Genomic DNA, 10,728 nt, shown 5'->3' with positions numbered 1-10,728 from the left:
AGTCTTTTAAGAATTGATATGTTTTTCTGGACTCTTCAAATTCTAAACTGATTCCTTGAATTTTTTCTTGGGTCCAGCTTTGAATATTTAATAACTTAATTTGTTCAAAACCATTAATAAAGTTTGTCATTTTTGACAAATAGTGATTATTTTGTAGAGAATAATTATTAGTTGATTTAGTCATTAACTTTCCAGGAATTTGTGATAGAAAAATCGTTATACTCGACAATAAAAGAAAGACTAATGCTAATCGCCATTCTATATAGATAATAGCAACCACACTCATGATAAGGCTCCCTAAATTTGCAATTAGAGAGATTTTAGGGATTAATAAATTTTCTTGAATAAGATCACTGTTTTTGGTGATATTATTTAAGAAATCTGAATGGTTACGGTTGTCAATTTGATTAAATTCACGCGATAAATAATGTAATAAGAGACTCCTTTTTAGATCTAAAATAACTTTTTTTACATATTGGTTTTTAAAATAGGAATAGAAACAAGAAATCAAGAACCACAGTAAAATCGAACCTACAGAAATAGTGATATGAAAGAGTAATCCACTATTTGAATTAGATATACTATCAAGTATTCTTCCTAATTGGAGAGAGAAGAATGTCATTAAAAGAGCACTTGTCAGACTTAATAAAATAATCAAGAAATATAGTAATTTATATTGTTTCATAATCTGGTTCATATCTTACTCCTTAAGTAACTCTGATGAGAATATTATAATCCAAATATGAAAATCAGAAACAAACCTCCCGTATTTGGGACGCACTGAATAGTTTACACTAAATATAAAAAAATTATAAAATAATTATTTTTTAAAATAAGAGGAGAACTCATATTTTTATTTATACTCAATGAAAATCAAAGAGCAAACTAGTAAACTAGCCGCAGGTTGCTCAAAACACTGTTTTAAGGTTGAAATGGAACTGACGTAGTCAGTATCCTAAATTAGAACGACTGGAATTGGGCTAAAAATTTCAAAACAAATTGTTGATTTGCATCAGGGCTCTATTTCGTTTGCTAGTGTCCAAAATGAATTCTTTGAAAGTATCATTTCACTTCCGATTTTCAACATTACCAATTAGATAAAAAAATGGAGAAGAACCATTAGAGTCTTCTCCATTTTATTCATCTTTTCTTCCACTTATACCCTGTCTAGAAAAAATAATACACTATTATTATTTTACATTAACAATATCACTGTTCAACAGGTAAGAAATTCCCTACAATAATCCCTACAATTCTAGGATCTTCATCATACGAAAGAAAAATATCTCGATATTTTGGATTGATAGAAACTAACCGTAAGCCCTGTTCTTCCTGATAAACTCTTTTAATGTATGTCTGATTGTTGCAGACTACGGCATAAACTGCACCATCATAATCAAATCCTGTCTCACGAATGAGAGCCACAGAACCATTTTGATATTTGGGTTCCATTGAGTCACCAGAAATCCATGAGGCGAAATCGTGGGCTAGTTCTTCATCAAAATAGACAGTATCATAGTTTTGATCGTTATACACCGATGAACCGATACCAGCAGACATTTGTTCGTAAACATGGTATTCGTATAGTTTTTCTGACATTGAAATAATGTTCTTACATTTTTCTTTTTGAACTAGGCCTCTGACATAACTAAGTGCATTATTCTTACCTTCATCCGATAAAGTATTATATAGTCGGACGATTTCGATCTCTGTAAAAAAACCTTTCGGTACGTTTAGAATCTGCTCTAGTTGTTGCACTTTTTCTCTAGATGGTTGTTTTACTCCACGTTCCCATGCGGAATAGGCTTGATAGCTGACTCCCAACTGATCAGCAATATCTTTTTGAGTCATTTTTAGCTCTTTTCTTCGAGCCTTTAGTTTTTCTGGTTGATACATCACTTACCTCACATTAACAGTAGTTTCAATTCAGCTTTTTGTTTTGCTTCTTTGTCTGTTAGCTTATTTTTATCCCAAACATAAGCTATAGATTTTCCTTTATCATAGATGAGCCATACTTTTAGATTGTCATGACAATTCTTAATTGTCTTCCAATTATCCTGATTTAAAAGTTCAGGTAACTCTTGGCTAGTAACGAAGCCTTTTTTAATTACTGATTGCTCAATCTTATTGATTAGAGAAGTCTGATAGTTGTTGAATTCCTTTATAATCTGATCTTTGACACCGTGAAACAAAAGGAGTAGTGTGGCATTTTGTCCATCAATATAAGCATCGATAGCCTGCCTAATGGTATTTTCTTTTTCAGGATAATATTCTCTAAGAAGATCTAAAAGGCGAAAGAACAATGCCTGTTTTGAGACATCGAGGCTACTTTGAATGTGTTGAAAGGTGTCGCAACTATAATAAATCTTTGACAACAAAACAATGTCAGGCATTAATACTACAGCAGAAAAAATATTCGCTTCTCGCTCTAATAGGTTCTCCTGATTATCAATAGATTCAGTAAAATAATTTCCTTCATGCTCTAGGATAAAATGTCCCAGTTCATGACATAGAGTAAAATTTTGCTTTACAATTGGATTATCCTTTTCATAGGAAAAACTAATTCCTAATTCATCGATAACAGTTAATCCTTCAATCTTACGATTAGAGAAGTGGTGACTAATCACTTGAATCTGATATTCTTGAATACAGTGTTGAAAGAAGTAGTTGAAATTATAATTTAGTAATGAAATGTCATGATCTTTCATATACTGGTATAACACATGTTTTGTAGACTTACTTATTCTTGTATACAATTCATCCAAAGAATGATACCTCCTTTAAGTATTATTTACAAAACTAAACCGAATGGGTTGAGTTTATTATATAAAAATAGTGGACAGATGTCCACTAAAAGTTTTATTAAGAAAAAAAAAAATAAAAATAGAATCTCAGACTGTGTTTTCAGAATTCACTGTGAGTACCTCTTTATAAAAAAATTCAACAAAAGGCGTTACATTCAAATCTTTTTTAAAAGTATTTTCAATTATATATTGGTTTTCATTATTTACACTTTTTTCCTGAATACCAAAATAATTTTTTAAAACACCAAAGTTTTTTTCTTTGTTTTTAATGTCACTATTAAATATTTTTATTATATTTAATTTATCATTCTTATAATTTAAAATTTCACCTTGTAATAAAGAAAAAGCGACTTCTGGAATGTTTTCTATTTTTTGTGAAGTATTTATATAGCCCAATAAATCTTCTCTAATTGTTGAAAATGGTATGTTATCAGAAAATATACGATATTTTACGTAAAAATAACATCTTTTGGAAATATCTATTTCTTTTGTAACATCAATCCAAAATACATCATTATTTTTGTTATTCCTATCTCTAGATAATATCATATTTATCTTATTTACAACTATTGAAGCTATATCCTGAAATTTTTGATCTGTTATTTTTAATAAAATACTGTGTAACAAAGTTTTAAGGTTTTCCAACTCTATATCAGTTTGGTTTATGTATTCTAAAAATTCTTCCGTATTTTCACCTAAACTATTTATAATCTCAATATCCTCGTACATTTTTATCAATTTATCTTCAGCTTCCTTGACGGATAAATTTTCTATATTATCATTTATAAAATACGATACTGGTCCTTGATCGAATCCTAAAGGTACACAACGTCCACCTCGAGCTTCAAAGAGAACTTTATTTATATTCTTATATTTTGTTTCATCTTTTTCATAAAATCCTTTCATTCTTACTTTCTTACTATTGCTATCGTAATTATTACGTAATTCATTATAATTTTGATAATCAAACAAGTACAAATATATGATTACTATTTGTTGACTTAATCTCACCCTCCCTTCTTTTTTTGAAATTTCGCTATCTAACAGGCTCTTAAATTGATTAATTTCTCTCAGTGTCAAATTACTATTTAAAAAATCTTTATCTAGAAAGTCATCTATATAAATATCATTAAAACTGTGATAATAATATTTATCTACAGTTCTTAACTGTTCTTTTAACGATGAAATATAATTTTTTAATACATTTTTAGAGTTTATAGCAACTGGAAGTTCAACTCTTTTATCAATTATTTTATTTAAAAATCTTAAAGATCTATCACTATCGATAGTTATTTTATCAAGATCTCCAACAAAAATAATTGGAATTTTCCCATGAATTACATTGAATAATTTATAAGCCTCTTTTTGCCTTTCAGAAGAGACTCTATCAAAATCATCGACTACTAAAACTACTTTTTTCTTTTTTTTACGTAACTTTCTATTAAATAAAAATATATAAAAACTATCAGATTTTAATTTCAATAACTCAAATGTTGATACTGTTAATGCCACAATTGTAAAAACTGATTTTAAGATAGGAATAAAGATATATTCTAAAAATTTAGATAATTCTTGAGATTTAATACAAGATGATATAAGATTATGAACTATTTTGGATAATCCCAAATTGAAGGTAGGGGTTAAAAGTAATGAGATCACAATAGAAATTATTACAAAAAACCATGCAAAAAAATTATACTTCGGAAATAGGACAGCAAAAGCTAATTCAAAAACGGATCTATCATTTTTTATTTCCCATAACTTTAAATATCTTACTTTCCATCTATTCTTTTTTAAATTTCCCTCGGAATCTTTCTCCGTATCTTTTAAAAAAGTTGTTTTCCCACTTCCCCAAATGCCATTAAGAAAAAATGTTTTATAATTTTTATTTTCATCCTTTTCAACAATCATATTACTAAATTGTTTTGTGGCAATAGAGGTGTCTATGTGATCGATTTTTGAATTCTTTTCTTTCATTTACTTGCTAATTCCTAAACGCTTTCTTTCGTTCTTCCATAAACTCAATCAATTCTTTTTTAAAGACGGTTTTTTCCTCATCAGTTAGACCTTTTGAATTCATACGGAATAACAATTCAATATTATCTAGTTCATCTGATTTTTCTTCTGAGTTCCCAACTAGATAATCAATTGATACATCAAGAATTTGTGCAATCTTGACTAAATTATCTTGTGTTGGTTTTTTAGCTCCACGTTCCCATGAAGCATAAGCTGGTTGCGAAATTCCTAGTTTTTCAGCTACATCGACTTGTGTAAGATGTGCTTGTTTTCTAAGGTTTTTTAATCGTTCCGAAAATTCCATTTTAAACCTCTAAAATTTTTTTGTATTAAATTCAAATAATCTCTTGACAAATATAACCAATGGTTATATAATATAAAATATAGCCGGAAGTTATATTGGTTTTAAAAATAATAACGCCTAACTATCGGCATTATGATCATTGACAATTAAATAAAAAGTGCGTCTGACAACCAGAGGACTGACTATCAAACTACACTAAACTTCGTACCTTTATTGTAATCTATTTGATAGGTAAAGTCAAGTCCGTTTTATGGTTGAAGTGAAGATATAAAACAAGTATTTGTGGGCTTCCACGCATTTCGGACTTTCGCACTTTTCCGAATAGTAAAGTGAACTGGCTTCGCCAAAGGGCGTAAGAGAATCCCTTGGGTATGATCATGACTACCTGAAGAGATTGGCTGGGAAAGCGATGGTAATTGACGCAAAGCACCTTGCTAAACGTTGCCACCGTGAAGGAGGGATCCTTCAACCAAATAACTTTTCTTTACTGCTGTCTATCTAATTAGATAGACCTACTCTCAAGCTACTAAGTTCTTTCCTTTTTTCACTTAGTAGCTTTTTTACTTATTACAATAAAGGAGAATGATATGACAAACTTTTTTCGCACTACAATGTAAACGACTCTATGATAACTATGAATTCACCTATGGTATGTTTAGTGAATCTGATAAACTACAGGCTAAACTTTATGCTCAAGCTCAAATAGATCTAGATCATCTGGCTCAAGATGCTCGTAGAAATGGCTATGCTCATGGGGATATTCAATTCTATAGTCGTATGTTTAAACGCAAACTTTTTACACACTATTACTCAAGAGTGAAGCAATTAGCTTAACTCTTTTTATTTTACACTCAGAAAGGAAAAACTTATGATCTCAGAAACACTTAAAATGAAACCAGAATTTATTGGCCCTGCTTACTACGAACGTTTAGGAAATGCTCCTAAATTTATTTTTGGAAAAGAAGGCAAATACCAACGTCACATTCTAAACAGCGCAGAGCACGGTGCCTTTCATGTCATCACACCAGCTTCTACAACAGTCTTTCCTGAAGATTCTCTAGTAGAGGCAGTTAACCCAATCTTTTTCCCAGACACTGCTTTAAATGGCAATAATGTTGCACCTTATCTCAATGTCTTTGCGGAAAAATTGGTACTTAAAAAATAAGAAATAAAAGGAGAAAATCACATGGCTAAAATTGGATTAAACTACGGAGAAAAACTACAAATTGCTGACAAAACTTATCGTGTCATTACAGATGGGCTGGATGTACCAGCAGTTCTTGGAAAACTGACTTTCCGAGGCATTGAGGGCCCTGATATCATCTTTGAAGTGGATCGCTCACAACGAAATCCTGATGGATCATTTGTACAAGTCAATACAGGTGAGATCCGTGGAATTGTCGTAGGGATTCACTCTTCTGTCCAGCACGAAACTCTCTTTTTCACGATCGCAGATATGTCTGAGTCTGAAATTGAGGACTTGGGAATTAAATACCGAGAAGAAATTGAATTGGAAGATATTGTTATCACGCATACCCACGTCAATCGTAATGATATCTATAAGCTCTTTGCTTCTAAAATCAAGAAAAAAGCTGGAGGTGCACCGACTAAAGAAAACAAACCAGTAGAAAATAAGAAGGAAAACTAGGGGGTGATGCAGTATGAAACTCTTTACCTATCGGGGAAAAAGAGTTCGAGTTTTTCATCGTAAACTAAAGGGAATCACATGGTTTATCTGGTGGTTTCCTTTTTTGTTGGCTATTAGTTACTACAGCTACTTACATCTAGAAGAATTAAAAGTCCATCCCTTACCTCAAGGATATTTTCTAGGAGCTGGACTTCTCTTTTCTTTAATCTTCTCTTGTTTTATCAATCGGGTTTGCTACAGGAAGATGCTCTTTTTTCAAAAGCTAAACAGCCTTCGAATTCTTTCTCGCTTTTTGCTAGAGAATAACCTCTATCTCGTTAAAAAGGTTAGACGTGAAAACAAGATCATTGAAAAAATCACCTTGCCTCAAGTGTATATCAAACAGTCTCGCTATAAGATTGAAGTGAGTTTCATCTTAGAAGGTAATAAATTTCAAGATCGCTTTTTAAACCTTGGAGCTACGCTTGAAGTCATGTTTAATGGGGACTTTCGTAATAAAACCTTTGATAATCGCTTTATCAAGTATGAAATTGCTATTAACCGAATTGATAGCCGAATCACCATCGATGAAGTAAAGGTCAAAGGATCCAAACTCCAGCTCATGAAAGATGTATCTTGGGATTATATCGAAGAACCTCATCTTCTCATTGGTGGTGGAACAGGTGGAGGAAAAACAGTTGTTCTCATGACCATAATCTATGCACTAGCTAAAGTCGGCTTTGTCGATATCTGTGATCCAAAGAATTCTGACCTGGCTGGATTAAAGAAAATTCCAGTCTTTCATGGTCGGGTATATACTAGTAAGGAAGATATCATTAACTGTTTTAAAGAGAGTGTAGAGTTCATGGAAAAACGCTATGAACGGATGTCTACTTCGCCAAAATTCCAAGCTGGAAAGAACTTTACTCATTATGACATGAAACCAAAATTCATTCTAGTAGACGAGTGGGCAGCGCTTATGGCAAAGATCGATCGTGACTATAGCCAACAGTCAGAACTAATGGAATATCTCTCTCAGTTAGTTTTAGAAGGCCGTCAAGCTGGAGTCTTTATCATCTTTGCTATGCAACGGCCCGATGGGGAATTTATCAAAACGGCTCTTCGGGATAACTTTATGAAGCGTCTCTCCGTCGGTCATTTAGAATCAACAGGATATGACATGATGTTTGGAGATGCCAATAAAACGAAAGAGTTCAAAAAGCTGGATGAAATTAATGGAGTCAAGGTCAAAGGGCGGGGCTATATCGCAAATAATGGTGAGTTGGCTGGTGAATTTTTCTCTCCTTATGTACCGCTTGATCAAGGCTTTTCCTTCTATGATGCCTACTCTAAAATTCCCATCATGGAGTTTGAAGGAATAGAATTCTCAGTGTTTGAAGAATATAAACCACCGCCTGAAAAAATTGATCCTATAGAGGAAGAGGAGTCTATAGAAAACGAACCAAACAAACGACCACTCAAGGAATTTGCGGACGAACAAAATCTTAAAATGCCAACCTTACGCAAGATTATCTATCTCTTAACAGAACAAGGGATCATCTTTGAACGGACTGTATCCGCTATTCTAGTGGATCCTTTTCAAGAAAAACTTCTTCTTGAAATCCTCGCTCAATTTGAAGAGGGAGGACGCAGATCTTATCCAAAAGCAGTTGAAGCGACGATTGTTCATCATGGCCTAGAGACTTCGGGCTACGGTCTGCGCCTGACCTGCGGTCAGGCTTGCCCTTGCCCTTGTCCTAGCCCATGATGAAACTTCAACCCCCGTTTTTCTAATAGGGGGGTTACATTTGGCAAAAACGCCAAGTCCACCCCTCCTCATTCCTTATGGGAGTTGAGTTTTCAATTTTTATGAAGTGTGTCACTTTCGTCAAAAAAGTGTGTCACTTTGTTAGAAAGAGGTGTTGCGATGAATGGACAAAATTAGTCCTTTTCATATTAAGAATTTCAGAAAACAAACAGGACTTAGTCAAAAAGCATTTGCACAAGCTGTTGATCTGCCTACAAGAACCTATCGCTCTTATGAAACAGGCGAAAGAGGACTGACGATTGATAAGTTTAGAGAACTAAAAGAAAGACTTGGTTACTATCAAGATTGCGATAAAACCAGTCTTCGGGCTCAGATCGACTATCTACGATTGACCTTTCCTAGATTAAAGGATTTAGATGCTTTCTGTGAAAACTTCCTTCACTGTCACCTAAGTGAATTTACAGACCAAGAAACCCGTCTCATGAACTATACCCACTTATGGCAACGAGGAAACATCTGGATTTTTGATTTCTTTGATAAGTCTGTGACAAATGATTACCAAACTTGTCTTCAACTATCCGGGCAAGGATGCCGTGAGCTGGAATTGCTTCTAGAAGACAAGGGAATTACTTGGCAGATCTTTCTTCAAAACATTCTTTATTCCTATGAAGATGCTCGGGTGAAGCGTCTCGATATCGCTCTAGATGAACTCTATAAGGGTTACGGTCACGAGGACGAACAAATTCAAATTCCCAAATTGATTGATAAACTCTATTCCAAAGAGATTGTTCTAGACACGATCAAGAAATGGAATATCACGGGTGGTGGATCATTTACAGATAATAAAGACATGGAAGCGAATCATGGCTTGTCCATTTACTTTGGGAGCCGTCAAAGTCAACTCTACTTCAACTTTTATGAAAAGCGCTATGAAATAGCTCGAATGGAAAACATCTCCTTGGACGAATCCTTGGAGATTTTTGGTATCTGGAATCGCTATGAACTCCGCTTCTCAGATCAGAAAGCTCAAGGCATTGTGGAGGAATACATTAATGGTGTAGACCTCGGAGAAATTGCACGAGGTATCGTCAATAAAGAAATTCAAGTCTATGATGGAGTTACTCGTTTTGGAGCCTATAAACCCGATGAAAAATGGCAAAAACTCTTTGGAGGTGTCGAACCCTTAAAGCTCTCAACTAACCCACAGCCTTACAGTATTGAGCGAACGATTCGCTGGCTAACCTACCAAGTTGCGAATTCTCTTGCACTAGTCACTGAAGCAGATAAGATCCTCCAAACAGAATACATGAAAATGATTCAGAACAGCGGAGAGATCACAGATCGAGGAAAAGCCATGTTACGACTTCTCAAAGCCAATAAACACTATGAACACTAGAAAGGAAAAGCAATATGGAATACAAAGTTCAAATCAATTCACTAGACAACTTTAAAGCTTGGTCTGGTGGACTAACCACCTTGAATACTGTCCGTGAACGTGGTGGTGTAGATACCCTAACCGTCATATGTGAAGATATCTTCTCTGGTGATACACCAACTGAAGGACAAATCAATGACTGGCTCTGGTTTGATTCAGATTTTATCTACCAAGCTTTAGGTTACGATGATCTGCTTGAGGCTTCTTGAGATGTTAAAGAAGATTTATCAAGCAGACTTTTTACTTCTTCCAGAACAAGAATTCTGGAATATGTATATCCTCTTACGAAAGGGCAAAGACTTCTATTACGAATGTGCAGGCAGATGTACAGAAGATCTTCCAGATAGTAGAGGGTTCTATAACTATGAACATGCCTGTTTTACCTTAGATGGTCAAGTGTTGAGCGTAAATAAGAAAATGCGCCCCTCACTCATTACTTATATCCAAAAGACCATCAAAGACAATCAAGAAACATTTAGAAAGGAAATTGAAATGGCTACTAAAACTATTTTTGAAAAGAAAGTCTCTCAAGTCACGAATGAACTGGGAGAATTGCTTAAAAAGAAAGATCACAGAGAGGCTTGGACCAAAGCTGGAGAATTAAATAGTCTCCTTAAAAAAGAAGAAGCCAAAGACCTAAAACCTGACTTGATCGAACAACTCCAAACTGAGTTGCGAGGCTACTATTACATTAACGGCGAGATTGAAAAAGCCAATAAGCGCCTCTATGCAAAAGGCTCAAAGCTCATTGAACTCGCTGGTCTCTAAAAGGAG

The 10,728-nt window shown here is 33.9% G+C and carries 11 protein-coding genes; 6 read left to right on the top strand and 5 right to left on the bottom strand.

Annotated elements, in window-relative coordinates:
• The 5 genes from LIZ08_RS08295 to LIZ08_RS08275 form a co-directional block, all read right to left on the bottom strand.
• Window positions 1–697 (bottom strand): ABC transporter transmembrane domain-containing protein (locus LIZ08_RS08295; protein WP_264463503.1); only part of this gene is annotated, 697 nt, incomplete at its 3' end.
• A 512-nt stretch (window positions 698–1,209) separates the two neighbouring features.
• Window positions 1,210–1,896 (bottom strand): XRE family transcriptional regulator, encoded by a 687-nt coding sequence (locus LIZ08_RS08290; protein ID WP_049488294.1) that lies wholly within the window; start codon window positions 1,894–1,896, stop codon window positions 1,210–1,212.
• Window positions 1,897–1,904: 8 nt separating this feature from the next.
• The gene (locus tag LIZ08_RS08285; protein ID WP_049488292.1) at window positions 1,905–2,765 is read right to left on the bottom strand and encodes an ImmA/IrrE family metallo-endopeptidase; all 861 of its coding nucleotides are present in this window, start codon (window positions 2,763–2,765) and stop codon (window positions 1,905–1,907) included.
• A gap of 126 nt (window positions 2,766–2,891) precedes the next feature.
• The gene (locus tag LIZ08_RS08280; protein ID WP_049488291.1) at window positions 2,892–4,781 is read right to left on the bottom strand and encodes a P-loop NTPase fold protein; all 1,890 of its coding nucleotides are present in this window, start codon (window positions 4,779–4,781) and stop codon (window positions 2,892–2,894) included.
• A gap of 7 nt (window positions 4,782–4,788) precedes the next feature.
• A complete protein-coding gene (locus tag LIZ08_RS08275; RefSeq protein WP_049488289.1) occupies window positions 4,789–5,124 on the bottom strand; it encodes a helix-turn-helix domain-containing protein in 336 nt (111 codons plus the stop codon).
• An 868-nt stretch (window positions 5,125–5,992) separates the two neighbouring features.
• On the opposite strand from LIZ08_RS08275, the gene LIZ08_RS08270 reads away from it, so the two are divergent.
• The 6 genes from LIZ08_RS08270 (at window position 5,993) to LIZ08_RS08245 (ending at window position 10,722) form a co-directional block, all read left to right on the top strand.
• A complete protein-coding gene (locus LIZ08_RS08270; protein ID WP_049499609.1) occupies window positions 5,993–6,289 on the top strand; it encodes a hypothetical protein in 297 nt (98 codons plus the stop codon).
• 21 nt (window positions 6,290–6,310) lie between these two features.
• Window positions 6,311–6,772 carry a conjugal transfer protein gene (locus LIZ08_RS08265; protein ID WP_070586805.1) on the top strand — a complete coding sequence of 154 codons (462 nt, stop codon included), beginning with the start codon at window positions 6,311–6,313 and terminating at the stop codon, window positions 6,770–6,772.
• 13 nt (window positions 6,773–6,785) lie between these two features.
• Window positions 6,786–8,519: an FtsK/SpoIIIE domain-containing protein gene (locus tag LIZ08_RS08260; RefSeq protein WP_227038651.1), complete on the top strand. Its 1,734-nt coding sequence runs from the start codon at window positions 6,786–6,788 to the stop codon at window positions 8,517–8,519.
• Between the two features lie 163 nt (window positions 8,520–8,682).
• Window positions 8,683–9,915, top strand: coding sequence for a replication initiation factor domain-containing protein (locus tag LIZ08_RS08255; RefSeq protein ID WP_227038650.1), 1,233 nt, complete (start codon window positions 8,683–8,685; stop codon window positions 9,913–9,915).
• A gap of 14 nt (window positions 9,916–9,929) precedes the next feature.
• Window positions 9,930–10,163 (top strand): hypothetical protein, encoded by a 234-nt coding sequence (locus tag LIZ08_RS08250; protein WP_045759896.1) that lies wholly within the window; start codon window positions 9,930–9,932, stop codon window positions 10,161–10,163.
• Window position 10,164: 1 nt separating this feature from the next.
• Window positions 10,165–10,722 (top strand): conjugal transfer protein, encoded by a 558-nt coding sequence (locus LIZ08_RS08245; RefSeq protein WP_227038649.1) that lies wholly within the window; start codon window positions 10,165–10,167, stop codon window positions 10,720–10,722.
• Window positions 10,723–10,728 lie beyond the last annotated feature (6 nt).

Source organism: Streptococcus sp. 210928-DFI.4.42 (assembly GCF_020554365.1).
In the GTDB taxonomy this organism is placed as follows: domain Bacteria; phylum Bacillota; class Bacilli; order Lactobacillales; family Streptococcaceae; genus Streptococcus; species Streptococcus parasanguinis_S.
This window is presented reverse-complemented; position numbering and strand designations above follow the sequence as displayed.

What these genes read in the sequence shown, in the direction of transcription:
- LIZ08_RS08290 (WP_049488294.1), bottom strand. Translation starts at nt 1,896, where the DNA reads ATGTATCAACCAGAAAAACTAAAGGCTCGAAGAAAAGAGCTAAAAATG.
- LIZ08_RS08280 (WP_049488291.1), bottom strand. Translation starts at nt 4,781, where the DNA reads ATGAAAGAAAAGAATTCAAAAATCGATCACATAGACACCTCTATTGCC.
- LIZ08_RS08275 (WP_049488289.1), bottom strand. Translation starts at nt 5,124, where the DNA reads ATGGAATTTTCGGAACGATTAAAAAACCTTAGAAAACAAGCACATCTT.
- LIZ08_RS08270 (WP_049499609.1), top strand. Translation starts at nt 5,993, where the DNA reads ATGATCTCAGAAACACTTAAAATGAAACCAGAATTTATTGGCCCTGCT.
- LIZ08_RS08265 (WP_070586805.1), top strand. Translation starts at nt 6,311, where the DNA reads ATGGCTAAAATTGGATTAAACTACGGAGAAAAACTACAAATTGCTGAC.
- LIZ08_RS08260 (WP_227038651.1), top strand. Translation starts at nt 6,786, where the DNA reads ATGAAACTCTTTACCTATCGGGGAAAAAGAGTTCGAGTTTTTCATCGT.
- LIZ08_RS08255 (WP_227038650.1), top strand. Translation starts at nt 8,683, where the DNA reads ATGGACAAAATTAGTCCTTTTCATATTAAGAATTTCAGAAAACAAACA.
- LIZ08_RS08250 (WP_045759896.1), top strand. Translation starts at nt 9,930, where the DNA reads ATGGAATACAAAGTTCAAATCAATTCACTAGACAACTTTAAAGCTTGG.
- LIZ08_RS08245 (WP_227038649.1), top strand. Translation starts at nt 10,165, where the DNA reads ATGTTAAAGAAGATTTATCAAGCAGACTTTTTACTTCTTCCAGAACAA.